We start from the raw sequence: 26097 nt of genomic DNA, 5'->3' as shown, positions 1-26097 counted from the left end.
CAAAAAGCGCCCCACAGTTGCGAGGCGCAGGCAGATGGCTTGTTATCGTATGACAGCGACTAGGGACGAGCGTGCAGAACGTGCTTTGGCGTGGGCACGCGAAAGAGGCCGTGACGGTTGCAGCAAGCATAGATGACGCCCGACATCCCTATACGAAAGCGCGCGCCTGCCTCCTGCTCGGGATAGAGCTTCTTGATCGTGACGCCGTCTGGGGCGACATAGGCGAAGAACGTGAGGAAGTGGTCCTTCGTCATAGGATGGTCGAGCGTAACGTACCACTCGTCCTCTACACGCTCGACTTTGATGCAGTGCTCCCCATCGGGCTCTTCCGCCTCAAGCGGAACCAGATTAACACCACAGCACGAGAACGCTCCCTCTCCAAAGGCGTACACCACGTTGCCGCAGATGGGACAGACGTAGAACTTAGCGCGCAAGGGATTGCCCGCCCGATTGGCGTTCCGGCGCACCTCGCCGGTGAGAAGCTCAGCCACCGAGACACCAAGCGCAGCAGCAAGTGGCTCTACAAGTGAGATATCGGGAAGGCCGCGCCCCGACTCCCACTTCGATACCGCCTTATCCGTCACGCCGACTGCCTCGGCAAGAGCCCGCTGCGTAAGCGCGCGCTTCTCTCGCAGAACTTTGATGGTATCTGCCGTGATATAGGTTCCCATAGGCCCTCTACCGGTTGATCTGCGACGCATCGTTGCCGCCCTGCCGTCAGAGTATGCGGGACTCCCCCGCCGCACGCTACCTACGGACCGTAGGTACGCGTCCGCCCTAAGCGTCCTTTGCCGTTTTCTTCTGGACGATGAAGCCGGCAATGGTAAGAACGATTATGGCAATAAGGAGCGTCTGAGCGTTTGCCTCAGAGAAGGGGCCGGAAATGTAGGCGGACAGCTCCTCAAACGTCTCTGCAGGGTATCCGGGCATCGCAATATCAGCGAGCGCGACCCACTTGGTCAGCAGGGCAAGCCCATTGGTGGCCAAAAGGGTTGCTCCCGCGTAGGCGGTACCGAGCCGAATGAAAAGGTCGCACCAGCGCAGCGCCGCACACCCCACGAGCACAGCTGCGACAAGCATGATGACGATGAGATAGGACGACGCCTCCCCCGGCAGCAGCATGGAGATGAGAAAGCCAAGCGCCGCACCCGCGAAGGCGCCAATCAGAAACACGCCGGCCTTGTAGGCAAAACGCGAGAGAAGCGCCGCGCCGACGCCCAGGGCCGCCGCGATACCGAACGCGACCGGGGAGCCGTCACCTGCGGTAAGGGCAACGTTGAAGACACCCACAAACACAAGGATGCCGAGCACGACGTAGAACAGTCGCTTACCAAAGAAGCACGCAGCCGCACCGATTGCGACGTTCGCCGCGATATAGAGCAAAACGAGTTCCACAGCGGTTTCCCTTCCTACGTGACAGAACGCAACGATTATATAGGCTCCTAATACACCAGAACAGCTCCACAGGCGGTTTGAAACGCAAGTGGAACGGACGCAACCACTAGCATCGTTTAAAAACGCGACAGTACCGTACAATGGTCGTGACACTCGCCACGGGGAGAGGTGCGTCAATGGCTACAGATAACGCGCGCGACCAGATGCGCCGGCAGGACATGCTGAACGCGTTGGGAGAATTCCTCTTTGGATTTGCGGTCATCCTGATACTCAGCGCCGAGTTCCTTTTCCTGAACATGCTCGACGACCTCGTGTTCCATTCGGGCGCTCCGTTTACCCCGGGCTGGATCGTCTGGATTCTTCTCATTCTCGTTGTCACGGTGCTCGTTTGTCGCTTCATCTGGATATTCCGACACGGCAGCGATGCGCTCTCTCATCTTCGGGACGCCGCATCAAGAAAGCGCGCCAAACGAGACCGCATTCTGTTCGTACTTTGCCTGAGCATCGTCCTTATTGCGACCTACGGCGTGCGGTATGCAAGCAGGTCTGCAAGCATGCATGGCGAGCAGGAAAAAGCGCAGGAGACGATCGGGATTATCAGCAATGCGTTTGAGCAGGCAGGTTTTTATGTAATAGGAGCTGACGCTGCCGATGTCCACGATGCTCAGGGTTACACCGTATACTGCCAACTGTACGCCGACGATTGGGACAACAACTCAGAAGCCTGCATGAGCGTCGACAACGAGGGCGTTGTGTTTGAGGTCGACTACCACCTCGATATACAGCGCGACCTTACCTTGGAGGAGAATCTCGAGCAAGCACAGAGCGACCTCGACCGCATGCATGAGGTGGTGCAGAGCCTCGTCATCCCCCTCGAGGTCCCCGGCCTCGCTACCTATGCAGAGATTCCCGCGCCCCTTCGCCAAGCATTCCTCTCGGGTTCTGTGTATGAGGAGATCATCATGAACCCCGATGAGCTCGGCAGCTCAGACGGTGCCTATATTAGCGGTGCCTTCTGGACCTCTGACGAGGAGGACTGGAGCGACGCGACCGGCGCGCACCTGTCCGTTGACCTCACGAGTGACTGGTGACCGGGTATACACAAAGCATCTGCCAAGGACTCAAAAGGAAGAAGTTGCATGAGCATGAATCTCGATAACATCCGTGTCATCACGCACAGCGCCGTCCGCATCGCACTCCCCAACGGAGGCGCCCTCTATTTCGATCCCTTCGACCTTACAGATGCCGACGCCGCGCACGACGCACGCTACCTCTTCATTACGCACCCCCACTACGATCACCTCTCCCCCAAAGACGCCGAGCGCGTCATGAACGAGAAGACCGAGGTCATCGCCCCTGCCACAATCGCTGGGGAGGTCGCCGCCCTCGGCGCGGCAAAGACGCACCTCCTTGCCCCGGGCGATGAGCTCGAGCTTGACGGTGCCACCGTCCTCGCCGTCCCCTCCTACAATACCGATCCTGCGCGCTTGGAGAAGCACCCGCAGGAGCGCAACTGGCTCGGCTACGTTGTCACCATCGGCGGCGTTCGCTACTACGTTGCGGGCGACACGGACGAGAACGACGACATTGATCAGGTGAGCTGCGACGTCGCCATCATCCCCATCGGCGGTACGTATACCATGGACCCGCATCAGGCTGCCTCCTTTGTGAACGCCATTCGTCCGCAGGCCGCCATACCCACGCACTATGGCAACATCGTCGGCAGCTTTGAGGATGCTGAGGTGTTTGCCTCAAAGGTGGACCCCTCCATCAAAGTCGTCACAAAGATGGAGCGCTGACGCCGCGCGCCGCTCTGGCACTTCGCGCCGCCTCAGCAGAAAGCACACGTATAAAGGCATTGAGCACGGGCGATAATCGTCCGCGCCGCACGCGCACGCCAAAGACCACACCGGGAATGCCCTCCACCGGAATCGCGTAGATACCCTGGCCGGTCATGTCCGGTATGTTGGGGAGTACGGCAACGGCAACGCCTGCTGCTGTAAGGGCAACGGTAGGCTCCACGCCGGAGCACATGATGACGTCCTCCGGACTTCACGTGCCCGAGTACCTTGCGCTGGAGCGTATCGATTGCGGCAAGTGACGCATGAGGGCTGCAGATTGCAATACGTCCCGCGCGCTTGATCTCGTCAGCGTCAATCTTATCACGCTGGGCAAACGGATGATCATGCGTGCAGATAAGAGCTGCCGGCGACTCCGCGATTCGCTTGAAGACGGTGGCAGAGGCCGGTGCTCCCGCCGGGTCGCGGTACTCGAGCACCACATCGAGCGTGCCGCTCTCGAGCATGTTAAGCAATGCCGAGTGTGGGGCCACGCGCACATCGGGCGTCACATCGGGCTCCGCCTCGATAAGGCCACGCAGCACGGGCGCTAGGGCGATCGCCTCGATACCGCCGTGAACACCGATGCTCAATGTGCGCGTAGCCGACGCGTGGCTGCGGGAGACCAGACGCGACCCGCGTACCGCAAGGTAAAGAATGTCATTTGCGTAACTCAGTAATTGCAATCCCTCATCGGTTAGCGACACGGTTCGCGTCGACCGGGAGACAAGAGTCGCTCCAAGCTCGTCCTCCAGCGCCTTAATCTGATGGCTCACCGCCGGTTGCGAAACGCCAAGGTTCTTTGCCGCCTGAGAGAAGTTGAGCGTAGCGGCAACCTCGACAAAGCACGAGAGCTGAAACGTGTTCACAGCAGCACTTTTTATCTCTGATAAACAGGTTCTATCAATAATAGCAATATAGACGTTTTGATTATCGTTGTTCAGGGCCATACTACCAACGTATGAATTTCGAGCGAATGTAAACGAAGGAAGCATGCGAAAACTCTTTGCGCCGTTTGCGCTCTACAAGCGCGACGCCGTGCTGTCTGTCATAGGCACAGTCGGCGAGGTGGTCATGGAGGTATTCATCCCCTTCATCACCGCGCATCTCATCGACCGCGGTATCGAGGCGGGCGATATGGACGCTATCTTCTTCTATGGCGGGGTCATGCTCGTCATGGCGTTTTTGAGCCTCGGTTTCGGTCTTCTTGCGGGGTACTTCTCTGCCACGGCGGCGACCGGCTACGCCTGCAGCCTGCGCGAGGCCATCTTCGACAAGGTACAGACCTATTCGTTTGGCAACATCGACAAGTTCTCGACCGCCGGCCTCGTGACGCGCATGACCACAGACGTCACCAACATCCAGAACGCCGCGCTCATGCTTCTGCGCATCGCCGTGCGCACGCCGGTCATGCTCGTATCGAGCCTCGTGATGTTCCTCTCCATCTCGACCGAACTCTCCCCGGTCATCATCGTCGCGGCGATCTTCCTCGCCATCGCCTTCACCCTCATCGTCTCTAACGCCACGCGCACCTTCAACAAGGTCTTCGACACCTACGATGACCTCAATGCGAGCGTGCAGGAAAACGTCGGTGCTATCCGCGTCGTGAAGGCCTTTGTGCGCGAGGCGTACGAGAAGGAGCGCTTCCACAAGGCGGCCAACAAGCTCTATCGCCTCTTTGTGCGCGCCGAGGGCATCGTCGCGCTCAACAACCCTGTGATGATGATCGCCATCAACAGCTGCATCATCGCCGTATCGTGGCTGGATGCGCATTTCGTGGTTGGCGGCACCATGACCACAGGGCAGCTGACGAGCGACTTCTCTTACGCGTCGCAGATGCTCATGAGCCTCATGATGCTCTCCATGATCGCCGTCATGATCACCATGAGCATGGCGAGCGCGCACCGCATCGCGCAGGCACTCGACGAGGTGCCGGATATCCACGACCCGGCAGAGCCCGTCTCCCCGTCGCCAACGGGCAGATCGACTTCGACCATGTGAGCTTTGCCTATGCCACCGGCGACGGCGAGAACGTGCTCGAGGACATCGACCTGCTCATCGCCTCCGGCGAGACCATCGGCATCATCGGCGGCACGGGTTCGGGCAAGTCGAGCTTGGTTTCGCTGCTCAGCCGCCTGTACGATGCGACCGAGGGATAGGTCAAGGTCGGCGGCGTCGACATGCGCTCCTACGACCTCACCGAGCTTCGCGATGCGGTCTCGGTCGTTCTGCAGAAAAATGTGCTCTTCTCCGGCACGATTGCCGAGAACCTCCGGTGGGGCAACGAGAACGCCACTGACGAGGAGCTCATGGACGCCTGCCGAGCCGCCGGAGCTGACGAGTTTGTCGAGCGCCTGTCGGACGGCCTCAACGCCCGTGTGGAACGCGGCGGCGTCAATTTCTCGGGTGGGCAGAAGCAGCGCCTCTGCATCGCGCGCGCCCTGCTCAAGCGCCCGAAGGTGCTGATTCTCGACGACTCTACCTCTGCCGTGGACACCGCCACCGACGCGCGCATCCGCGCCGCCTTCACGACCTACATCCCCGACACCACCAAGATCATCATCGCCCAGCGCATCTCGAGCGTTGAGGACGCCGACCGCATCGTTGTCATGAGCGGCGGCCGCGTGAACGCCGTGGGTACGCATGACGAGCTCGTTGCGACGAACGAAATCTACCGCAGCGTCTTTGAGTCTCAGGCGGAAGGCACGGGCGACTTTGACGTCCACGCCGCCCAAGATGAAGACGTTGCCGCAGGAAAGGAGGCTTAAAACAACATGACTCAGAACGAATCCCGCGCACCCAAAATGACGTTTTCCTTTGATGCGCTCATGCGCGCTTTGCGCTACATGCTCAAGAACTATGGGGCGCTCTTCTGCTTCGTGGTGGTGTGCATCGCCTTCTCGACCTTTGCCATCAACCGCTCGATGCTCTTCACCTAGACCCTCATTGACGACTACATCGAGCCTATGCTCGTAAGCGGCTCCACGGATTTCTCCGGCCTTGCAGCCGAAATCATGAAGCTCGGCGTCATCCTCGTCATTGGCGTGCTCGCCTCCTGGGGCTTCAACCGCCTCATGGTGACCATCAGCCAAGGCACCATGCGCAATCTCCGCGAGGAGGTCTTCGACCACATGGAGTTGCCGCTGCGCTTCTTCGACACGCACCAGCACGGCGACATCATGTCCGTCTACACCAACGACATCGACACGCTCCGTCAGTTCTACGGCCAGACCCTTCCCCAGCTTGTGAACTCCACCATCACGCTCGTCGTGACCTTCACCAACATGGTGGCGCTCTCGGTGCCGCTCACGGCCATCTCGGTCGTTATGGTTGTGATCATGCTCGTGGTGATGGGCCGCGTCTCCGGTTTTGCCGGCTCCTTCTTCGCGCAGCAGCAGACCGACCTCGGTGCGGTGGACGGCTACATCGAGGAGATGATGGACGGACAGAAGGTCGTAAAGGTCTTCAACCACGAGGCGGACGCCAGCGCCGACTTCCGTCGCGTGAACGACCGCCTGCGCGAGAGCTCAAAGCGCGCGAACCTCATCTCGAACCTCATCATGCCGCTCAACGCCAACCTCGGCAATATCTCGTGCGTCATCATAAGTGTCGTGGGCGGCTGGATGGCGTTCTCTGGCGGCTGGGGCCTCACACTCGGCGCGCTCGCGAGCTTCATAACGCTCAACCGCAACTTCTCCCAGCCCGTCACGCAGGTCTCCCAGCAGATGAGCTTTGTCACGATGGCGGCTGCCGGCGCCAGGCGCGTATTCGAGCTTCTGGACGAGGAGCCTGAGGCCGACGAGGGTTACGTCACGCTCGTGAACGCGCGCGAGATGCCGGACGGCACCATCGAGCCGGTTGAGGAGCGCACGGGCACGTGGGCCTGGAAGTGGCCGCACCGCAAAAGCGGCGAGGTCGAGTACGTCAAGCAGGCCGGTGAGCTCGTGAGGGACCACGTTGACTTTGGCTATACGCCGGAGAAGACGGTGCTCCACGACATCACGCTTTTTGCCAAGCCAGGCCAGAAGATCGCCTTCGTCGGCTCCACCGGTGCCGGCAAGACAACAATCACTAACCTCATCAACCGTTTCTACGATATTGAGGACGGCAAGATCCGCTACGACGGCATCAACATCAACAAGATTCGTAAGGGCGACCTGCGCCGCTCGCTCGGCATCGTGCTGCAGGACACGCATCTCTTCACCGGCACCGTTATGGACAACATCCGCTACGGTCGCCTCGACGCCACGGACGAAGAGTGCATGGAGGCCGCGCGCCTTGTGCACGCAGACGGCTTCATCCGCCGCCTGCCGCAGGGCTACCAGACCCCCATCTCCGGCGACGGTGCGGAGCTTTCCCAAGGTCAGTGTCAGCTACTTGCGATCGCACGTGCCGCGGTGGCCGACCCGCCGGCTCTCATCTTGGACGAGGCGACGAGTTCCATCGATACGCGCACCGAGGAGATTGTGGCGCGCGGTATGGACGCCCTCATGGCGGGACGCACGACGCTTGTCATCGCGCACCGTCTCTCCACCGTCAAAAATGCTGACTGCATCATGGTTATGGAGCAGGGACGCATCATCGAGCGCGGCAACCATGACGAGCTCATGGAGCAGCGCGGCCGCTACTGGCAGCTCTACACCGGAGACAAGGTCGGCGAGTAGAAGCCGCTCAGATACACGAATAGCCTCAAGTTGACGTGAAACGGCGCCTCATGTACGCAACGTACGCGAGGCGCCGCATCATATCGACATCTAGACGCCGGATGCAGAATCCACCGTGCCGCGCTACGCGCAAACGTGTTCTGCGTTAGTTAGAGGTCGCGGGCAGATAGGGATGCAGGGTCTGGGCGAGGTTGGCGAGGTTGCGCGTCTGAACGTACACGCGCCCCGCACCATGGAACGTGTTGACAAGCCCCTCCCCTGTCGTGAAGCCAAATAGGCCGCTAGCGACCTCAATGTGATACTCGAGCGCGGAGTCCCAGGCAACCACATGCTCGTTATCAACCGTAAGCGGCTCGCCCGGCTCGACATCGAGCGCGAGGATATCGCCAAAGGCAGAAACGAGAAGCGAACCCGTTCCCGCCACCTCCATGACGAAGAGGCCGCCGGTGTTGCCAAAAAGCGCCTTGGAGATGCCCTGGCTCACCATTGTGTAATCGACGCTCTCGTCGCAGGCGAGAAACGCGCCGGTGTTCAGCCGATAGCGATGGTCACTGTCGATAGCGAGCTCTACAATCTTGCCTGGCACCGCCGGCGCGATGGCGATCTCGGCGTTTTGCGCGACGCCGGTCGCCGTGGTGATGAACAGGGACTCTCCGCTCGTGATGGAACGACCAATGGCGCCGAGCACACCGCCGAGGCCTTTCTTCCTCGAATTGAGACCGCCCTCGATCTCGACCCCGCGCGAGTACACCATGCTGCCGCTTTCCGTGCGCACAGACTCCCCTTGCGCAAGCGCGATACGAGCGATAGGGCAATCGGAGTCCCCCGTAAGCACAAACCTCACTGCATCCTCCAATCAACGTGTGGCGCGTCACCGTATCTTTTTACTATACCCTGTAATCCCCATCGAACCTAAACGGTGTCCTGAAGCAGCGTAGACGGGTCGAGGGTCTCTCCGCGTATGATCTCGCCCACATGGTCGATAACGGCACCGCGCATGCGCGAGAGCCCGCCTATAACAGCCGCCTCATCGCCAAGCCTCGCCGCATGCAAGCTCGTCACACCCGGAACGCCAAGAGAGGTAAAGCCGTTATCCACCGCAAGGATGTCGTCCAGGTGCGCGGCCATGTAGCCGCCGATGATGACGCAATCGGCAACAAGCAGGGTGAGCGCGTTCTCGATAGCGATACGCACATAGCGGACCGCGCGTTCGAGCGTCTCGCGCGCGGGCTCCTCCCCCATCTCGGCTCGGCGCTCAAGCTCGGCAAGGGCGAAATCTGACCCGGATGCGTTGGCAACTTCCGTAAGGCCGCTACGGCCGATCACGGCCTCCCGGCTTGCGTACAGCGTGAGGCACCCACGCTTTCCGCACAGGCAGCGCTCGCCCTCGGCATTGATCTGAATATGGCCGATACCCATTGCCGTGCCGAGGGCGCCGTTGTACACCTTACCGTCGAATATGAACGAGCCGCCCATCGGATCATCGGTGTCAATGAAGATGACACCGTGCGGGTCTTCTGCACCCTCCTGCACCAGCGCGCGATACTCCGCCCAACCGGCGCAGTTGGCATCGTTCATCATGACGGCTGTGGCATGGCCTCCCTTGCGTGCGATTTCGGAGCGGATAGATGCACCGATATCCAGCATCGGCCAGCCAAAGTCGGCGTTAGGGAGCGTCCCTGTCTGATGAGCGAGAACCGATATAGGAGAAACGACGCCGACAACCTCAAGCGTGAGCCCATGGTCGGTCGAGAGGCGCTGCTCGAGTTCGAGAATAAGGCCCGCAGCGAAGGATACGAAGTCCTCCACCGGGCGCCCCCTGAAGTCGCGTTCATACACCTCGTCAACGAGGCGCTCACCAGAGAAGGACTCGCAAACGAGCCGCACCGACTCGTGCCGGAGCAAAAGCACGGCGACTGGGTAGGTCCGCCCCGACAAGACGAGCTGCTTCTTACGGCGGCCACCCTCGGCCTCCAACATACCGCCCGTCTCGATAAAGCCCGCTTTCATGAGCTCGTTCACGAGCAGCGTGACGGCCCCAGGTGTGAGGCCCGTCGCCGAACAGATGAGCGAGCGAGAGCCGCTGAAGCGACGATGTAGCTCGTGCAGGACAAGAGACAGGTTATGATCGCGCACGGACCGGCTGTTTAGGCGGCCTGCGGCATGCATACTCGTCTGAGGCATCGATAATCCCCCAACTGATTTGCAGAAGCACCGGCTCCCGCATATCCCCAACGAGTTCCCATCATACTCCTACCAAATGCTGGACCCAACTCCAAGTATGAGCGTTGGGGCCTCAGATTCAGGCGATCTCAAAGGCGAGCGCGCCGTCGATACGCACGTCGGCGGCAAAGAACGCCTCGAGCGCGCGGCGCGCAAGCGACACGTCTCGCACGCCCGCGGTCTCATAGGTAGCATGCATCGCCCACTGTGCGCAGCCCACATCGACCCCGTGCATGCTCGCTTGGATATTGGAGAGGTTGCCGAGGGTGGAGCCGCCGGCCATATCGCTTCTGTTGGCGAAGGTCTGGTACGGGACGCCGGCGCGCTCACACACCTCGGTGAAAATGGCACGGCTGAAGGCATCGGTGCAGTAGTGCTGATTCGCCGCCTCTTTAATGACGATGCCGCCGTTCACGCGACAACGATTGAGCTCGTCATACTTGTCGGGTCGATTGGGATGAACGGCATGGGCATTGTCGCAGCTCACAAGCATCGAACGAGAAAGGGCGCGGCGATAGGCCTCGTCATCGCCGTCGAGTGCGGTCACAATGCGCTGCAACGTGTCCTTGAGCAACGTCGACATCGCACCCTGCTTGGTGTTGGAGCCGACCTCCTCGTTATCGAAAAGCGCGTAGACGTTAATGGACGAGGGCGCAGATGCGCCGAGGAAGCCTTCGAGCGCGGTGTAGGCACACATGAGGTCGTCGAGGCGAGGTGCGGAGACAAACTCTCGGGCAGCACCCCAGATGCGCGGTGCATCGACGTTCACGAGGTAGAGGTCAGACGCGACGATATCTTGCGCCGAAACGCCGGCGGATGCGGCGAGCGCACCCATCAACCCATGTGCGTCAAGAGCGCCCGCCGTGACAACGGGGCGCACATCGCGAGCACGGTCAGGCGCAAAGCCGTCGTTGACCCCACGGTTGAGATGAACAGCGAGACTCGGAATAAGGGCGACGGGCCCTTCCATCTTGACTAGCTTGCTCTCCACCCGAGAACCCGACCGCACGAGCAAGCGCCCGGCGATACCGAGCGGACGGTCGAACCAGGTGTAGTCGATCATGCCGCCGTACGGCTCCACGTCAAGGCAGAGAGCACCTCCCGCGCCCTCCACCACCGCGGACGACTTAAGGCGGAAGGTGGGCGAATCACTGTGCGCAGCGGCAATCTGAAAATGAAGGCCGCGCGTATCCTCAAGAGCGTTCTCGGCGATACACCATGCGATGACGCTCGAGCCATTGCGGCAGGTGTAATAGCTCCCGCCCGGAATCATGTGCCAAGCGTCGCCTTCGGGAAGATAGGTAAAGCCCGAAGCATCGAGGCGTGCGCAAACAGCAGCCGCCGCGTGGAAGGCTGTGGAGCTCTCCTCGATAAAGGCGAGAAGCCCCTCCGCCTCGGCGACCTCTTTCTCGCTCGGATTCAAAGCCATGTCGTTCAATACGCTCATGGAACCACCCCTCATGATGGCGCAGAATTATTGTCTTCAGCCGTGTCAGCATAGCACTTCACACTCAAGGCAACTCGCGCCCTCAAAATGCCGCAAACGGCATTAACGAACCGATTAACGACGCTTTATGGACCGCTTGCCGAGCAAAACAACAGACTCTTAGCAAAGTTTGTATGATGCATTTATCGATTAATGAAAATCGATTAACGAAGCAAAGGAGCTGGTCGCATGGTGGAGAAGCGCGTAACCGGACGTGATGTCGCCCGCGCTGCCGGCGTTACTACTGCGACAGTTTCCAATGTCTTAAATGGAAAACGCAACGTTGGCGAAGCAACGCGTGAACGCGTGCTCGCTGCTGTACGCAAGCTCGGCTATCTCCCCGACCAGAATGGGCGCTCCCTGCGCCAACGAAACGGACACGCCATTGGAGTCGTGGTAGGTAAAAGTCTCTCTAACTCCCGCTACGGCCGAACCGTCGAAGGAATGCTTCAGGAGGCGAGCGATCGCGGTTATCGCCTCTCTCTTTGCCGCAATCGCATAATGCCCAATGGCATGCGCGACTATCTTGCAGCGTATTATCAATGCAACATCGACGGCGTCATTTTTATGAGTCACGACACCGAAGGACCAGACAGCGAGAGCCTCCAAACAGTCATTGATGGGAACATCCCTTTCGTCGCGCTTGACTGTCAGATCCCATCAACGAAATACAGCGCTGTCGACTTCGATTACCGAGGTGGCGCCGCAGATGCAACCTGCAACGCACTGTCGTACGGCCACAAGAGGCTGCTCTATATCCGCCCTTCGGTGAACAATGCACAGGAGACACTTCGCGAGGAAGGCGTCAGGCAGGCGTGCGCCGAGGCAAATGCAACGGAGAACCTTATCGTCATCGATGTCGACGTACAGATTCAACTTGATGATGAGTTCGCCGACACCCGCCTCGAGATGTCCGAAGATCCCACACATAGCTACGCGTTCTACCTTGATACGACGTTCCGTAAACTCCTTAGCGGGCGCATCCGGCCTGGGGATGCCATCGTATGCAGCTGGCCAGGTTGGTCCGCAATTATCCGTAGCGCGTTCCCTTTGCCGAACGTAATGTTTACCGATCTTGCCAGCGAGTCTCTTAGCATGAGCGGTACTGATGCTTTCTGCGTAATGCCAAATGCTCAGGCAGGAAAAGTTTGCGTCGATACGCTCGTCTCCCTCATCGAAGGAAACGCGCCCCAAAGCCATCTGCTTCCCATTCGCTGTTTCGACGTGCATCGCAAGCAGATTGTCAACGAGCGCCCAACAGTAGAAAGCTAATAAACAACACCCAAACAAATAGCGAGCAAAAGAATGGATCAGGAAAGGGGGTTACTAGCCGACTAGTTAATCGTTTTACTAGTGCTAAGGATACCAGAAAGGAACAGGTTCATGGCACAACAGCAATCAACAAACCTGCGAAAGGCAACATTTGTAGAGATGCTCGGCTTCGGCTTCGTGGGCATCGGGTCAAACATCCCCTTCTTATTCATGGGCTCGTACCTCAGCTTCTTCTACACCGACATTTTTGGACTTGCGCCGGCGATCGCATCCGCCCTCATGCTTGCCTCAAAGATCATCGATGCCATTGTCGACCCGGTAATCGGCGTGATTGCAGACCACGTGAACACTAAATTCGGAAGGTACCGTCCGTTCCTCATCGTTATGGCACCGTTTTGGGGTGTATGCATCTGGGCGGTATTCTCAACCCCAGCGCTCGACCCCACGATGAAGGTCGTATACGCTTGCGCCGCCTACATCCTCTACGTTGTCATTTCCTCGCTTGTCATCATTCCCGCGAACTCTCTCGCAAGCATCATCACTGAGGTCCCCAAGCAGCGCTCAACGGTCCAGGCAATCCGTAATGGCTGCGCGGTCATCCCACAGCTCATGAGCGCATTCGCCCTCCCGCTTGTCGAACTCTGCGGTGGAGGCCAGCAAGGTTGGTCCAACTACGGCATCATCATGGGCGCTCTTGTCTGCCTCTGCTACTGGGCGGTCGCTTGGACGGCGCGCACGTATGACACCCCGCAGCTCGCTCAGATTGAGGCTATTGAAGCTGCAAAGGAAGAAGGAGTTGCGACGCCGCAGAAGGAAACGCTTGGCGATGTCGTCCGCTCCACCATCGACGCTTTCAAGAACCGTGAGCTTTTGCTTCTCTCCGGCATTTTCTTCGCAGCTCTTGCCTCCGCAGGCATCAGCGGTGCCATCAACATGTATTACTTTACCTACGTATTGGGACATCAGGATTGGATTGTTGCCACCACGGCCTTTAGTGTTGCCACGGCGCTCCTTGGTCCTGTGCTCACGCCCGTTGTGACACATATTTGGGGCAAGCGCCGCTCCTTGATGATTTTCGCTGCTGCAGCCATGGTTCCCAATCTCATCGTTATGTTTATCCCCAATCCCTCTGTTGGCGTTCTCACCTTCTTCATCTCGGTGTTCAACCTGCTTAACGGCGTGGTTGGCACGCTCATGTGGGCAATGATTCCCGATGTGGTCGACTGGGGCGAGTACAACACCGGCAAGCGCGCAAACGGCCTTGCACAAGCCGCCGTTCAGCTTATGAACCAGTTTGGTCAGGCGCTCGGCCAGTCCCTGCCTATCGCGGTCATCGGAGCGCTTGGCTACGTCGCTAACCAGGCGCAGACCCCTGTGGTCAATAGCGCAATTGTCATCCTTCGCTGGGCGGCTCCCTGCGTCCTTATGGCCGTCGTGATCATCTGCGCAAAGATGTATCGGCTGACGGACGAGCGCTCTCTTGCCATCAGTGAAGAGCTGCGTCGTCGTCATGAGGCGGCCGAGGCAGAAGTCGATGCGAAAGAATAGTAGGGCATAGCCAATAACACAAGGAGGTAGCACTATGAAGGCCATCATGGTCATGTACGACACCTTAACCAGGAACTTCCTCGAGCCCTACGGCTGCGACTGGGTGCAGACGCCCAACTTCACGCGCCTGGCCGAGCACGCTGTCACGTTCGACTGCAGCTATGCGGGCTCCATGCCCTGTATGCCCGCCCGCCGCGAGCTTCACACGGGGCGCTACAACTTCCTGCACCGCAGCTGGGGACCGCTTGAGCCCTTCGACGACTCCACGCCCCAGATCCTGCGAGATAACGGCGTCTACACGCATCTTGTCTCCGACCACCAGCACTACTGGGAGGACGGTGGCGCAACCTACCACACGCGCTATGAGAGCTGGGAGTGCACACGCGGCCAGGAGGGCGACCCGTGGAAGGCCAAGATCGGCATGGAGCCCACCGAGACGCTGTTCTCAGCAAGTGCTGCGCCGCACCCCATCAAGCAGCGCCTTGAGCGTCACGACGCGATGAACCGCGCCTACATCGGGACCGACCAGCGCAAGATGCCCCAGGATGTGACGTTCACAGCTGGCCTCGACTTCATTGACGAAAACCACGATACGGACGACTGGTTCCTCCAGATCGAAACGTTCGACCCGCATGAGCCGTTCTTTGCACAGCAGGCGTTCCGCGACCTGTACCCCGACGACTACGAGGGACTACCCGCCGACTGGCCTCCCTACGACGCCGTGCTTCAGGACGATGATACGGTCGCTCACGTGCGCCGCCTCTATGCTGCCCTCATCACCATGTGCGACACCTACCTTGGCAAAGTGCTCGACAAGATGGACGAGTACGAGCTTTGGGACGACACCATGCTCATCGTCAACACCGACCACGGCTTCCTTCTTGGCGAGCACGGCTGGTGGGGCAAAACCATGATGCCGCTCTACAACGAGATCGTGAACACGCCGCTCTTTATCTGGGACCCGCGTAGCAAGGTGACAAATGTCCATCGCAGCTCACTCGTCCAGACCATCGACCTGCCGGCGACCATCCTCGACTACTTTGGCCTGCCCCTGCCCGCCGACATGGAGGGCCGTCCGCTCACGCCCGTCATCGAACGCGATGAGCCCGTGCGCGAGTACGGTCTTTACGGCATGCACGCGAGCTACACCTGCATCACCGACGGTCACTACACCTATATGCGCGGGCCTGTCACCATGGACAACGGGGAGAACTACGAGTACACGCTCATGCCCACGCACATGCGTGCCATCTTCAGCCCGGCAGAGATGCGCGAAGCCAAGCTCGTCGACCCCTTCCGCTTCACCAAAGACTGCCCGGTTCTCCAGATTCCGGTGGGCGGAACCGAATGCAACGGCGGCTATTACGGCACGAAGCTCTACGACGTTAAGACGGACCCCGGCCAAACGCTGGTCATCGACGACCCTGAGACTGAGCTTCGCCTCGCTCGTGCCATGGTGCGTCTCATGAACGAGAACGATGCCCCTGCCGAGCAGTACGCCCGCATGGGCCTTTCGAAGAACCCGGATGAGGTCACACTTGAGACCCTTGCTGCAGGACGCGCCCAGCTCGAGGCCGATGTCGAGCCGGGCATCCTCGAGGACCTGCCCTGGGACCGTGAGGCTAAGAACATCCTCTGGACCATGATGGGATCGGTGCCTGCCGAGAAGCGAGACGAGACGCGCGAGGCGTTCGCCACATGGATGCGTGAGCGCGGGTCTGAGCGCGTCACTGCCGATGATGTGCGCGCCTACCTTAAGAGCACGCTCGATGCCGACACCTGGCAGATGATGGACTACTTCACGCGCCTTATCGGTCGCGATTATCTGTAACTGCCCATCGACTGCGCGGAGCGTCTCCCCTCCTCGCCTCCCCTATAGGAGCGCGCCTCTGCGCGCAAGAAAGGCGGGCGGGCTGCGCTATAGTAGGTGCAGCCCGCCCTTGCCTTGAAAGGAACGCCGTGAAACGCATCAGCTTCCTCATCAAGCCCGCCTCAGCGCTCTGCAACATGCGCTGCCGCTACTGCTTCTATGCCGACGTGTCCGAGCACCGCGAGGTAAAGACACACGGCATCATGAATGATGAGACAATGCGCGCCCTCATCGACCGCGCACTCGGCCTTGGAGAGGACGCCGAGATAACCTTTGCGTTCCAAGGCGGAGAGCCAACCTGTGCCGGCCTCGATTACTTCGAGCGGTTTGTCGCCTACGTGCAGGACCGTCGAGCGCGCCAGACGGTGCACTTCGCCCTGCAGACGAACGGATATCTTGTCGATGATGCATGGGCGGCGTTTTTCGCAGAGCACGACTTTCTGGTTGGGGTGTCGCTCGACGGCTACCGCGACCTCCATGACTGGCTTCGCCCCGATGCAGAGGGTAAGGGAACCTATCGCCGTGTCATGAATGCCATCAGGAAGCTCCGCGATCACGGGGCGGCTTTCAACATCCTCACCGTGCTGACGGCACAACTCGCCAAGCATCCTCAGAAGCTCTACAAGTTCTACCAGCGCGAGCACCTCGACTACGTGCAGCTCATCCCCTGCCTCCCTGGCCTTGATGACGCAGAGGACGAGTTCTCGCTCACGCCAGAGCTCCTTTCCTCGTTCTACAAGACGTTTTTCCGCCTGTGGGCAGAGGAGTTCCAGCACGGTACCTATCGTTCGGTAACGCTTTTCGACAACCTCATCCCCATGTTCGCCGGCGTGCATCCTCAGCAGTGCGGAATGCTCGGATCATGCTCGCCGCAGTTTGTGGTGGAGAGCACAGGAGACGTCTACCCGTGCGATTTCTACGTCCTCGATCAGTACCTGTTGGGCAACGTGAAGACAAACTCCCTGGAGGAGCTGGCTGCGTCCCCGGCGCTCAAAACGTTTCTCACTGAGCCACGCAGGCCCTGTTCTGCCTGCTCCGATTGTCCCTTCGAAGGCATCTGTCACCGGAACTGCAAGCGGCTGAACATCGCCTACTATCGCAGCGACTGGTGCGGCTATCGCGACTTCCTCGAAGACGCCGCCCCCGCCATGGAGCGCATCGCCCGAGCCCTCGCGCGCAGGCGGTAGAGGGGCGCCTCCCGAACAACACTGTCGACAAAGCGCAGAAAGCTACACCACGCCGTCGCGATGCCGCTCGATGACCTGCTCGACCGTATCGCCCGCATCTTCGCCCAAAGAGCGCCATTTAGGCGTGACGATGCGCTGTGCGGGGTAGACGCCCCGGTGCCCGGCAATGAGGTAGCCCACGAACGACACGATGACAAAATAAGGCGCGGCGTGTCCGCCGAAGAGGTCGATGCCGAGCATGATGGTGGTAATGGGAACGTTGAGCGCACTGCCAAAGAGGCCCACCATGCCGAGCGCCGCCATAAAAGACGGGGCGACCCCGCAAACGCCGCCCAGCCATCCGCCGAGCGCCGCGCCGATGCCAAAGAGGGGCGTTACCTCGCCACCCTGAAAGCCTGCCCCGAGAGTGAGCGCGGTCATTACAAGCTTGCATGCGGCGTCGACAGGTGTGGTCTCCCCCGCAAAGCCAGCCTCCACAAGCCAAGAAGACAGACCGGCATAGCGCCAGAGCCCAAACACCGCGTACGTCGCCAGCAACACGACTGCGCCCGCGAGCGCCGCCTGAAGGTACCTCGTGATATGCGCTGCGTAGAAATGGCGCACAAAACGTATGGCACCAGAAAACAGGCGCGCGGCAACCCCAAAGGCAATGCCGGCGCCCACGGCAAGAGCGATGGTCGCAGGAGCTATCTCGGGAATGCGGCCGATGAGGTAGGCCTCGCGCGGCGTGCCAAGCAAGGTGGCGACCGTATCTCCCACAAAGGAGGCAACAAGGCAGTAGATGCCCGCAGCATAGTGGAGCTTGCCTACATAGCACATCTCCATACCAAAGAACGCCCCCGCAAGCGGCGTGCCGAACACCCCGCCGAAGGCAGCGGAGATGCCCGCCATCATAAGATCGCGGTGATCATACTCCTTGAGTTTGAACGCGCGAGAGACCGCATCGGCGATAGTCCCGCCAATCTGCACCGCCGTACCTTCGCGCCCTGCCGAGCCGCCTGCAAGATGCGTTGCCACCGAGCACACAAACGTGAAGGGCGCCATACGCCGCGGAATGTCACGACCGGTAACGGCGCAATCAATCACCAGGTTGTTGCCGCGCGCAGCGTCCTTGCCGTGGACGCGGTAAAGCCAGGCCGTAAAGACACCAACCACAGGAAGGAGCAGGAACACGGGCCATCCGTACGTCTCACGAAGCGCGGTGACCGCGTCGAGCGCAGCGAGAAACGCCCAGGCCGCCACACCCATGGGTACGGAGACCAACAGTACGAGCAGCATCAGCCGCGTGGAGTCCCTGAGGTTTCTAAGGCCACGCTCGGCATCCATCCTAAAGATGCGCTCCTGCAAGCGCATGCCCTCGATGTTCAGCGCATCGCCGAGTCGGCTCGCACCGGCTCGCGTGACCTTGCCCGATTCGTTCTCCTCCATCTGCAAACGCCTCCGAATGCGCCTAGCCGATGAGGTGCTTTGCAGCGTTGTAGATGCACACAAGGACGATAACGACCATGAGGCCGCTAAAGAGCTTGTCGACATGCTTCTCGTCAATGCGCTTATTGATGATGCGCCCGCAGACACCGCCCATGATGCCGCAGAAGATCATGCCGATGATAAGCGTCATGTCGATAACGCTGAAGTCCACCGTCGGCAGGCTCGTGATGGTGCTCGTTGCCTGCGAGCAGAGGATGATGAACAGCGAGTTCTGTGCCGCCTGCTTGGTGCCCATGCTGAAGAAGAAGTAGAGTACCACGAGGTTGATGGGGCCGCCGCCGATGCCCAAGAAGGAGGACATGACGCCGAGCGCGAAACCGATGACGACGCATGCCGCGGCGCCGGCGATCTGAAGCGTCTTGATGCGGTCCTTGTTGAGGTTGTAGGCAAGGGTGCCGAGCGTGATGATGCCGAGCGCTATGGCCTGCACTGCACCGGCAAGCGCCGGGTCGGGGAACAGTCCCTCGACAACATCGAAGAGCTGCTTGCCGGCGAGGCCGCCCACCGCCGCGCCAACCGCGAGGGGAAGCGCCGTCTTACCGTCGATAGAGGTCGCCCCCGAAAGGCGGTTGCGGAGGACCGAGTAGCACGTCATGGCGAGCACCGTGCAGCCCGAAAGGAAGTTGATGGTACCGGGAAGGAGCGTCCCGCTCGCATCGAGCACCGGCTTGATGATCACGCCACCGCCGATGCCGCAGATGGCACCGATGATGGAAGCGCCGAAGCTGATGAGGAAAAACAATACGTACACGAGCGTGAACCTCTCTATCGAAACCAGACGGGACCGGCATCCGTCCAACAGCGCTGTTAAGTATACGCCCGAGGCGCAAGCCGCAACGCTATCGCAAGGCTCTTTTCAGATATGCGCCTTACCGGAACAGGCCAGCCACCTCACCGGCAAGCGTGATGGTGCCAGCGGCGACCACTGAGCGTCCTTGGCTCGTGAGGACATCAAGCGCAGCTTCAACCGTGGGGTGCACCCCAACCAGATCTGTTTCAGGGCGCCCTGCAGCCTGCAGCTTTCCCCCAACGATGGCGGCGAGGTCTGCGGCCGCCATCGCGCGCTCCGAGGCGGTTTGCGTGACCGCGACGCACGGGAACGCCGGAACGAGCACATCGACGATACCGGCAACGTCCTTGTCCGTCAGAGCGGCAATGAGAAGCGTCGGGCGGTCGGCGACGGCGGGCGCAATCTCGTCGAGCGCCGAGACGAACGCCTCGCAGGACTGCGGGTTGTGGCAGGCGTCGATAAGCACCAGCGGGTCGCGGCGGACCGTGTCAAAGCGACCGGGCGTCGGGCAATCAATAAGACTGGCCTCAAGCACCGCTTCATCCAACGGCCGGTTGAGGTAGTCCTCGGCAAGCTGAATGGCGCACGCGGCGTTCTGAGCCTGGTATACGGGCTTGCGCAGACGAGGCGTGTAGATAGCGCGCCGGGTTGTGGTGGAGAACTCAAACGCGTCCCCCAGATGCGTCGGCGTCGTGAGCAGCACATGATTCACGACTGCCGGCACCACGTCGCAGGCGCGACACTGCTCATCCATCACGCACTGCACACTCGGCTCATGCGTGCCCTCGCCGAGTGTGACGGAGCGTCCCGGCTTGATGACAGCCGCCTTCTCGCCGGCAATGGCCGCAAGCGTGTTCCCAAGGATTCTCATATGGTCGAGCCCGATGCCCGTGATGGCGACGGCAACGGGATCTGTGGCGCTCGTGGCATCCCACCGGCCGCCCATACCCACCTCGAGCACCGCCACGTCTACGCGCGCCTCCGCAAAGATGACGAGTGCGGCAACCGTAAGCAGGTCGAACGGCGTGATGGTATAGGCGCTCTCCCCCGCCTCGGTGCGGCGCGCGCTCACGCGCTCGCCCGCCGCGCGAGCGGCAGATACACCGTGGGCAAACGCCTCGTCAGAAACCACACGGCCCGCAATCTCCATGCGCTCGGGATAGCGCACGAGCTGGGGCGACGTATAGAGGGCAGAGCGGAGGCCCTCTCCGGCGAGGATAGCGGCGCAGAAACGCGCGGTAGATGTTTTGCCGTTGGTGCCCGCAACCTGCAGACAATCGAAATAGCGATCAGGGCGACCGAGCTCGTCGAGCATATCGATAACGGTTTCCAAAAGCGGGCCGGCATCGCCCGAGATGGTCCCGGTGTCTGCCGCGAGCGCAACTGCCTCTTCAAATGTAAGCTCCTCGATGCCAAACGGCACCTGGTAGACCTGCTCGTCCCTAGCTTGCTCGCCCATCGTGTGAGCCCCCTTGGTATCAATTCGCTATCGCGACCTTTAGCCGCAAGATATGCGAAGAATCGCGATTTGGACACGGCGGTCCCCCGTACCGCCAAGCATTACGGCACCGTACAGCTTAACGAGGCATCTCGGTGGACGCAACCCGCCCTAACGCACGACGCCCTCGTCGGTCACTAGGATATCCACGGCGCGGTCCCACAGGTCGAGACATCCGTCGCGGCCCAGATCGTCGTGCACGCCGTCTGAGAAACAAATCCCTATTGAGGTGCCGCGAAAAGCTGCGAGAAAGCGGTCGTAATAGCCCCCGCCGTACCCCAACCGAAAACCGCGACGGTCGAACGCGATGCCCGGAACGATGGCGACCGCTCCCTCGAGCTCCATCATGGTGGAGGGAGGACAGGTTGGGTGCACCCCCAGTACTGGTTCGAAAATGCCAAAGGCACTGCGCACAAGACGGGAGAAATCGTTCACGTAATGCCATGTGAGCACCGGGGAATCGGGCACAACACGCGGAAGGAGCACGCGCTTGCCCTCGTGCCACGCACGCTCAATCAACGGGCGCGTCTCTGGCTCCGACCCCATCGAAAGGTAGCAGAACAGCACCTGTGCGTCGTGCCAGCATGGGAGGGAGCGGACGTGCCCGGCTATACGCTCGTCTAGCTCACATCGCTTTGCTGCCGACATAGCATCGCGCGCGGTGCGGAGCTGCCGCCGGAGCATGTCCTTTTCGCTAGCCATTGAGCCCGATCAGACGCAGGGCCTCCTCGCGCGTCTTGATATCGTTCTTGAAGCCGCCGCGGACCGCCGAGGTGACGGTGAGAGCGCCTGCAGCGCGTACCCCGCGCATGGTCATGCAGGTGTGTTCCGCCTCAAGCACCACGAGCACGCCGAGCGGCTCGAGCTCCGCCATAAGGGCGTCGGCAATCTGGGCGGTCAGGCGCTCCTGCAGCTGCATGCGGTGCGCAAACCCCGAGACGCAGCGAGCAATCTTGGAAAGACCGGTGATGCGGCCGGCGCGCGGGATATAGACGACATGCGCCTTGCCCGTGAACGGCAGGATATGGTGCTCGCACATCGAGGAGAAGGGAATATCACGCACGATGACCATCTCCTCGTTATCACTCTCGTGGAACTGCTTGCGCAGGTGCACAGCAGGATCCTCATCGTAGCCGCCGAAGAGCTCGGCGGCAGCCCGCGCGACCCGGTCGGGCGTCTCAACAAGACCCGGGCGATCGGGGTCCTCACCTACCGCCAGCAAAAACTCCCGTACGGCGGCCTGCGCGCGCTCTAGATCTACTGCCATGGCTATCCCTTCTGGACCGCGCGCTCGGCGGCCTCGACAACATGCTTCATGAGGACGGCCGTGGTGACCGCCCCAACCCCTCCCGGCACGGGCGTGATAGCGCGCACAAGGGGCTCGACCTCGTCGAATGCAACATCGCCCACAAGGGCGCCGGTTTCATCTACGTTGATGCCCACATCGACGACGACCTGTCCGTCGCACACGGCAGATGCCCCCACTGTGGCGGCGTGGCCCGCAGCGACGACCAGGATGTCCGCACGCGCGCACTCGGAGGCGAGGTCGCGCGTCTTGGTATGGCAGATGGTGACGGTGGCGTTCTTACCCATGAGCAGCATGGCGACGGGTCTGCCGATAACAAGCGAACGTCCGACGACGGTCACACGCGAGCCGGCGATCTCGACGCCCGAACGCTCGAGCAACTCAACGACCGCCTCCGCCGTGCACGGGGCAAACCCGGTTTCCTCCCCGGCAAAGACGCCAAAGAGGGAACCGGGCGTGATGCCGTCAACATCTTTCTCGGGTGCAAGGGCCGCACATACGGCAGGCTCGTCCATGTGCACTGGCAAGGGGCGCAAAAAAAGACAGCCGTGAATAGAGCAGTCGGCATTAATGCGGGAAATCTCGCCCAAAAGCTCATCTTGCGAGATCGTGTCGGGCAGAGAGACGAGCTCGGTCGCGACGCCGGCACGCTCGGCGCGTTTGAGCGCACCGCGCACATAGGCGCCGTCACTCGGGTTATCTCCCACGCGCACAATGGCGAACTTGGGCGTGACACCGGCGGCAGCGAGGAGCGCGGCGCGCTCGGCAACCTCCTCGGTCATACTCTTGGCCACCGGGGCACCGCGCAAAAGCTCCGCCATTCTTACGCCTCCTCGCGAATCGCCGCAGCAATACCCGCGGCGAGTGTATCGGCGCGCGGGATATAGGATGAGAGCAGCTCGTCCGCCTCGTCCTCAAAGGCGCGCGCAACGGGGTCGCCCGCGAGCGATGTTGTGTTGACGAGCACCGTCAGATGCGCAGCGCGAAGGGCACCGGCGGCGAGCGCCGCACCGCAGCCCACATCCGAGCGCATCATGCGGCTCCCCTTCTCCCCCATCTCCTCAAGCAGATCGAGAGCGTGCGCGCAGGCGCGCATGATATCGAGCGGGACCGCGCAGGCACCGTGCAGCGCCGTCTCGAGCGCACGCGTCTTACCCGGGTCGTCCGCGGGAATCTTATAGGCCTGGGCCAAGGGCTCAAAGGCATGGGCATCGGCCTCAACGAGGGCGAGCAAGTCTGCGCGAAGCGACTCCGCCTCGTTGAGAATGCGCTGCATATCGTCCTCGACCGCAGCATAGCGTGCCTTACCGGCCGTGAAGTTTCCCGCCATGGAGCAGAGTGCCACCGCGAGGGCGCCCGCCATCGCCGCCGCTCCGCCACCGCCGGGCGCGGGCACCTTGGCGGCAAGCAGCCCGGCAAACTCGGCACAGCTCAAGTCACACAAGTTCTCGGCCACAGACGGCTCCTTTCAGATGAATGAGAACGGGTTCTGGCAACATGGAGAATTGTAAGTTTGCGTCACGAGGGCGCTCGGAGGACCCGCAGGGCGTTTCCCGCAGGCCTACTGCACCATTGGTGCAGTAGGCCGAGGACCACGCCCGAAGGGTCCTCCGTGTGCCTCGTCAACCATAGCCTTAGAAGAGCCCCACGATCGTGCCGTCCTCGAGGACGTCGATCTTCTCGGCAGCAGGCACCTTGGGCAGACCCGGCATCGTCATGATGTCGCCCGTGAGTGCAACGACAAAGCCGGCGCCAGCGGAAACCTTGAGGTTGCGCACCGTGATGCGGAAGTTCTCGGGCGCGCCCAGCAGATGCTGATCGTCGGTGAAGGAGTACTGGGTCTTCGCGACGCACACGGGAAGGTTGCCAAAACCGGTGTCATGAAGCTGCTTCAGCTGCTTTTTCGCACCGGGGGTGTAGTCGACGCCGTCGGCGTGGTAGATCTTGGTCGCCACCGCTTCGAGCGCCTCCTCGATCGTGGCACCGGTCTCATAGGAGAAATGGAACTCGTGCGGCTGCTCGGTAAGGCGCATAACCTCTTGGGCGAGCGCCTCGCCACCCTCGCCGCCCTTGGCCCAAACCTCGGAGAGGGCAACGTTCACGCCGAGCTCGCGGCACTTCTCCTCCACGAGCGCCAGCTCCGCCTTGGTGTCCGTGGGGAAAGCGTTGATGGCCACCACCACGGGAAGGCCGTAGACGTTCTGGATGTTCGACACATGGCGCAGGAGGTTGGGAAGGCCCGCCTCAAGAGCCTCGAGATTCTCGGTCGTAAGTTCGGCCTTGGGCACGCCGCCGTTGTACTTGAGGGCGCGCACCGTCGCCACCACGACCACGGCATCCGGATCGAGCTCGGCCATGCGGCACTTGATGTCGAGGAACTTCTCCGCACCGAGGTCCGCACCAAAGCCCGCCTCGGTCACCACGTAGTCGCCGAGCTTGAGGGCGGTCTCGGTTGCCTGGACCGAGTTGCAGCCGTGGGCGATGTTTGCGAAGGGACCGCCGTGGACAAACGCGGGCGTATGCTCGAGCGTCTGGACGAGATTGGGCTTGATGGCATCCTTCAGAAGGGCCGTCATAGCGCCCTCGGCATGGAGGTCGGCAGCGGTAACGGGCTCGCCGGCATAGGTGTAGGCAACAACCATGCGACCGAGACGGCGTTTGAGGTCCATGAGGTCGGATGCGAGGCAGAAGGCCGCCATGACCTCGGACGCAACGGTGATGTCAAACCCATCCTCACGCGGCACGCCCTGCATGCGGCCGCCGAGGCCATCCACGATATGGCGAAGCTGTCGGTCGTTCATGTCGACAGCGCGCTTCCACACAATCTGCTTCGGGTCGATGCCAAGCGCGTTGCCCTGCTGGATATGGTTATCGAGCATAGCGGCAAGCAGATTGTTAGCCGCACCGATGGCGTGGAAGTCACCGGTGAAATGGAGGTTGATGTCCTCCATAGGAACGACCTGCGCATAGCCGCCGCCCGCGGCTCCGCCCTTGATACCAAAGACCGGGCCGAGGGACGGCTCGCGAAGCGCAAGCACCGCCTTCTTGCCAAGACGATTAAGCGCGTCTGCAAGACCGACCGAGGTGGTGGTCTTGCCCTCACCCGCCGGCGTGGGGTTGATGGCGGTCACCAGCACGAGCTTTGCCTTGCGAGGCAGGTCCTTGAGCGCGTGGATGTCAACCTTTGCCTTGTACTTCCCGTAATGGTCGAGCTGGTCCTCGGAAAGGCCAACCTTTGCGGCGACCTCCGAGATAGGTAGCACCTCCGCTGCCTGCGCGATCTCGATATCGCTCTTGTACTCCGCCATAAACGCAACCCCTCTCATGCGCTCGGACAATGTCCTTCCACTATAGACGTTCCGCCGGAGCTTGAGGAGAGAAACGCCGTCACTGCTCGTCCCCAGTACGCGCACGACCACGTCGGTATCCGCACGTTTCTGACGATGCGCACAACAAATCCGTACGTTCCTGACACTGAGGGGCTCCCAAACGTCAGAAGTGTACGGATTCGTCAACGACGGGCGCCACATAC

23 protein-coding genes and 1 pseudogene are annotated in these 26097 nt (G+C 60.9%); 10 read left to right on the top strand and 14 right to left on the bottom strand.

Features of this window, described 5'->3' with window-relative positions:
* Window positions 1-59: 59 nt before the first annotated feature.
* Both B5F89_RS01590 and B5F89_RS01585 read right to left on the bottom strand, forming a co-directional pair.
* Window positions 60-671, bottom strand: a complete 612-nt coding sequence (locus B5F89_RS01590) for a helix-turn-helix domain-containing protein (RefSeq protein ID WP_087430035.1) — start codon at window positions 669-671, stop codon at window positions 60-62.
* Window positions 672-777: 106 nt separating this feature from the next.
* The gene (locus B5F89_RS01585; RefSeq protein ID WP_087430034.1) at window positions 778-1395 is read right to left on the bottom strand and encodes a DUF4203 domain-containing protein; all 618 of its coding nucleotides are present in this window, start codon (window positions 1393-1395) and stop codon (window positions 778-780) included.
* Between the two features lie 176 nt (window positions 1396-1571).
* Here B5F89_RS01585 and B5F89_RS01580 point away from each other — a divergent pair, with 176 nt between their 5' ends.
* Window positions 1572-2486, top strand: a complete 915-nt coding sequence (locus B5F89_RS01580; RefSeq protein ID WP_087430033.1) for a hypothetical protein — start codon at window positions 1572-1574, stop codon at window positions 2484-2486.
* Window positions 2487-2534: 48 nt separating this feature from the next.
* Window positions 2535-3194, top strand: a complete 660-nt coding sequence (locus tag B5F89_RS01575) for an MBL fold metallo-hydrolase (RefSeq protein WP_239286625.1) — start codon at window positions 2535-2537, stop codon at window positions 3192-3194.
* Between the two features lie 32 nt (window positions 3195-3226).
* Here the strand turns inward: B5F89_RS01575 and B5F89_RS01570 are convergent, their stop codons facing one another.
* Window positions 3227-4228, bottom strand: coding sequence for a LysR family transcriptional regulator (locus tag B5F89_RS01570; RefSeq protein ID WP_087430032.1), 1002 nt, complete (start codon window positions 4226-4228; stop codon window positions 3227-3229).
* Here B5F89_RS01570 and B5F89_RS10165 point away from each other — a divergent pair.
* The 4 genes and pseudogenes from B5F89_RS10165 (at window position 4227) to B5F89_RS01560 (ending at window position 7897) form a co-directional block, all read left to right on the top strand.
* The gene (locus tag B5F89_RS10165; RefSeq protein WP_239286624.1) at window positions 4227-5234 is read left to right on the top strand and encodes an ABC transporter permease; all 1008 of its coding nucleotides are present in this window, start codon (window positions 4227-4229) and stop codon (window positions 5232-5234) included. The two genes, B5F89_RS01570 and B5F89_RS10165, sit on opposite strands and share 2 nt — an antisense overlap.
* Window positions 5231-6001 (top strand): annotated as a pseudogene (locus B5F89_RS10160) (ABC transporter ATP-binding protein). Before B5F89_RS10165 ends, B5F89_RS10160 begins: the two are co-directional and overlap by 4 nt.
* A gap of 6 nt (window positions 6002-6007) precedes the next feature.
* Window positions 6008-6172 carry a hypothetical protein gene (locus tag B5F89_RS10075; protein WP_204230543.1) on the top strand — a complete coding sequence of 55 codons (165 nt, stop codon included), beginning with the start codon at window positions 6008-6010 and terminating at the stop codon, window positions 6170-6172.
* A gap of 27 nt (window positions 6173-6199) precedes the next feature.
* Window positions 6200-7897: an ABC transporter ATP-binding protein gene (locus tag B5F89_RS01560; protein WP_204230542.1), complete on the top strand. Its 1698-nt coding sequence runs from the start codon at window positions 6200-6202 to the stop codon at window positions 7895-7897.
* A 145-nt stretch (window positions 7898-8042) separates the two neighbouring features.
* Here the strand turns inward: B5F89_RS01560 and B5F89_RS01555 are convergent, their stop codons facing one another.
* From B5F89_RS01555 to B5F89_RS01545, 3 genes are all read right to left on the bottom strand, one after another.
* The gene (locus B5F89_RS01555) at window positions 8043-8732 is read right to left on the bottom strand and encodes a TIGR00266 family protein (protein ID WP_255375147.1); all 690 of its coding nucleotides are present in this window, start codon (window positions 8730-8732) and stop codon (window positions 8043-8045) included.
* A 77-nt stretch (window positions 8733-8809) separates the two neighbouring features.
* Window positions 8810-10033 carry an ROK family protein gene (locus B5F89_RS01550; protein ID WP_158098390.1) on the bottom strand — a complete coding sequence of 408 codons (1224 nt, stop codon included), beginning with the start codon at window positions 10031-10033 and terminating at the stop codon, window positions 8810-8812.
* A gap of 166 nt (window positions 10034-10199) precedes the next feature.
* Entirely contained in the window at window positions 10200-11567 is a 1368-nt protein-coding gene (locus B5F89_RS01545) for a M18 family aminopeptidase (RefSeq protein ID WP_239286622.1), read from the bottom strand.
* Window positions 11568-11795: 228 nt separating this feature from the next.
* Between B5F89_RS01545 and B5F89_RS01540 the strand changes: the two genes are divergently transcribed.
* The 4 genes from B5F89_RS01540 to B5F89_RS01525 all read left to right on the top strand — a co-directional run bounded on the left by B5F89_RS01540 (window position 11796) and on the right by B5F89_RS01525 (window position 17483).
* Window positions 11796-12878, top strand: coding sequence for a LacI family DNA-binding transcriptional regulator (locus B5F89_RS01540; RefSeq protein ID WP_087430029.1), 1083 nt, complete (start codon window positions 11796-11798; stop codon window positions 12876-12878).
* A 111-nt stretch (window positions 12879-12989) separates the two neighbouring features.
* A complete protein-coding gene (locus B5F89_RS01535) occupies window positions 12990-14426 on the top strand; it encodes a glycoside-pentoside-hexuronide (GPH):cation symporter (protein ID WP_087430028.1) in 1437 nt (478 codons plus the stop codon).
* 34 nt (window positions 14427-14460) lie between these two features.
* Window positions 14461-16257, top strand: a complete 1797-nt coding sequence (locus tag B5F89_RS01530) for a sulfatase (RefSeq protein WP_087430027.1) — start codon at window positions 14461-14463, stop codon at window positions 16255-16257.
* A 128-nt stretch (window positions 16258-16385) separates the two neighbouring features.
* Entirely contained in the window at window positions 16386-17483 is a 1098-nt protein-coding gene (locus B5F89_RS01525) for a radical SAM protein (protein ID WP_087430026.1), read from the top strand.
* 42 nt (window positions 17484-17525) lie between these two features.
* Here the strand turns inward: B5F89_RS01525 and B5F89_RS01520 are convergent, their stop codons facing one another.
* From B5F89_RS01520 to B5F89_RS01485, 8 genes are all read right to left on the bottom strand, one after another.
* Entirely contained in the window at window positions 17526-18911 is a 1386-nt protein-coding gene (locus B5F89_RS01520) for a chloride channel protein (protein WP_239286621.1), read from the bottom strand.
* Between the two features lie 22 nt (window positions 18912-18933).
* On the bottom strand, window positions 18934-19722 hold the full coding sequence (locus tag B5F89_RS01515) for a sulfite exporter TauE/SafE family protein (protein WP_087430025.1): 789 nt from the start codon (window positions 19720-19722) through the stop codon (window positions 18934-18936).
* Between the two features lie 118 nt (window positions 19723-19840).
* Complete coding sequence (locus tag B5F89_RS01510) at window positions 19841-21220, bottom strand: Mur ligase family protein (RefSeq protein WP_087430024.1); 1380 nt, start codon at window positions 21218-21220, stop codon at window positions 19841-19843.
* 150 nt (window positions 21221-21370) lie between these two features.
* On the bottom strand, window positions 21371-21943 hold the full coding sequence (locus B5F89_RS01505) for a 5-formyltetrahydrofolate cyclo-ligase (RefSeq protein WP_255375146.1): 573 nt from the start codon (window positions 21941-21943) through the stop codon (window positions 21371-21373).
* A 10-nt stretch (window positions 21944-21953) separates the two neighbouring features.
* Window positions 21954-22526 (bottom strand): GTP cyclohydrolase I FolE, encoded by a 573-nt coding sequence (folE, locus tag B5F89_RS01500; RefSeq protein WP_087430022.1) that lies wholly within the window; start codon window positions 22524-22526, stop codon window positions 21954-21956.
* 2 nt (window positions 22527-22528) lie between these two features.
* Window positions 22529-23386: a bifunctional 5,10-methylenetetrahydrofolate dehydrogenase/5,10-methenyltetrahydrofolate cyclohydrolase gene (locus B5F89_RS01495; protein WP_087430021.1), complete on the bottom strand. Its 858-nt coding sequence runs from the start codon at window positions 23384-23386 to the stop codon at window positions 22529-22531.
* 2 nt (window positions 23387-23388) lie between these two features.
* Window positions 23389-24021 carry a cyclodeaminase/cyclohydrolase family protein gene (locus B5F89_RS01490; RefSeq protein ID WP_087430020.1) on the bottom strand — a complete coding sequence of 211 codons (633 nt, stop codon included), beginning with the start codon at window positions 24019-24021 and terminating at the stop codon, window positions 23389-23391.
* 178 nt (window positions 24022-24199) lie between these two features.
* Window positions 24200-25873: a formate--tetrahydrofolate ligase gene (locus B5F89_RS01485; RefSeq protein ID WP_087430019.1), complete on the bottom strand. Its 1674-nt coding sequence runs from the start codon at window positions 25871-25873 to the stop codon at window positions 24200-24202.
* Window positions 25874-26097: the final 224 nt, after the last annotated feature.

Origin of the sequence: Collinsella sp. An307 (assembly GCF_002161805.1) — a bacterium.
Classification (GTDB): Bacteria; Actinomycetota; Coriobacteriia; order Coriobacteriales; family Coriobacteriaceae; genus Coprousia.
The sequence above is the reverse complement of the archived record's forward strand: the minus strand, read 5'-3'. Positions and strand labels throughout refer to the sequence as shown.

What these genes read in the sequence shown, in the direction of transcription:
- B5F89_RS01570 (WP_087430032.1), bottom strand. Translation starts at nt 4,228, where the DNA reads ATGCTTCCTTCGTTTACATTCGCTCGAAATTCATACGTTGGTAGTATG.
- B5F89_RS01590 (WP_087430035.1), bottom strand. Translation starts at nt 671, where the DNA reads ATGGGAACCTATATCACGGCAGATACCATCAAAGTTCTGCGAGAGAAG.
- B5F89_RS01535 (WP_087430028.1), top strand. Translation starts at nt 12,990, where the DNA reads ATGGCACAACAGCAATCAACAAACCTGCGAAAGGCAACATTTGTAGAG.
- B5F89_RS01560 (WP_204230542.1), top strand. Translation starts at nt 6,200, where the DNA reads ATGCTCGTAAGCGGCTCCACGGATTTCTCCGGCCTTGCAGCCGAAATC.
- B5F89_RS10165 (WP_239286624.1), top strand. Translation starts at nt 4,227, where the DNA reads ATGCGAAAACTCTTTGCGCCGTTTGCGCTCTACAAGCGCGACGCCGTG.
- B5F89_RS01575 (WP_239286625.1), top strand. Translation starts at nt 2,535, where the DNA reads ATGAGCATGAATCTCGATAACATCCGTGTCATCACGCACAGCGCCGTC.
- B5F89_RS01530 (WP_087430027.1), top strand. Translation starts at nt 14,461, where the DNA reads ATGAAGGCCATCATGGTCATGTACGACACCTTAACCAGGAACTTCCTC.
- B5F89_RS10075 (WP_204230543.1), top strand. Translation starts at nt 6,008, where the DNA reads ATGACTCAGAACGAATCCCGCGCACCCAAAATGACGTTTTCCTTTGAT.
- B5F89_RS01485 (WP_087430019.1), bottom strand. Translation starts at nt 25,873, where the DNA reads ATGGCGGAGTACAAGAGCGATATCGAGATCGCGCAGGCAGCGGAGGTG.
- B5F89_RS01540 (WP_087430029.1), top strand. Translation starts at nt 11,796, where the DNA reads ATGGTGGAGAAGCGCGTAACCGGACGTGATGTCGCCCGCGCTGCCGGC.
- B5F89_RS01495 (WP_087430021.1), bottom strand. Translation starts at nt 23,386, where the DNA reads ATGGCGGAGCTTTTGCGCGGTGCCCCGGTGGCCAAGAGTATGACCGAG.
- B5F89_RS01520 (WP_239286621.1), bottom strand. Translation starts at nt 18,911, where the DNA reads ATGGAGGAGAACGAATCGGGCAAGGTCACGCGAGCCGGTGCGAGCCGA.
- B5F89_RS01510 (WP_087430024.1), bottom strand. Translation starts at nt 21,220, where the DNA reads ATGGGCGAGCAAGCTAGGGACGAGCAGGTCTACCAGGTGCCGTTTGGC.
- folE (WP_087430022.1), bottom strand. Translation starts at nt 22,526, where the DNA reads ATGGCAGTAGATCTAGAGCGCGCGCAGGCCGCCGTACGGGAGTTTTTG.
- B5F89_RS01505 (WP_255375146.1), bottom strand. Translation starts at nt 21,943, where the DNA reads ATGCTCCGGCGGCAGCTCCGCACCGCGCGCGATGCTATGTCGGCAGCA.
- B5F89_RS01545 (WP_239286622.1), bottom strand. Translation starts at nt 11,567, where the DNA reads ATGAGCGTATTGAACGACATGGCTTTGAATCCGAGCGAGAAAGAGGTC.
- B5F89_RS01580 (WP_087430033.1), top strand. Translation starts at nt 1,572, where the DNA reads ATGGCTACAGATAACGCGCGCGACCAGATGCGCCGGCAGGACATGCTG.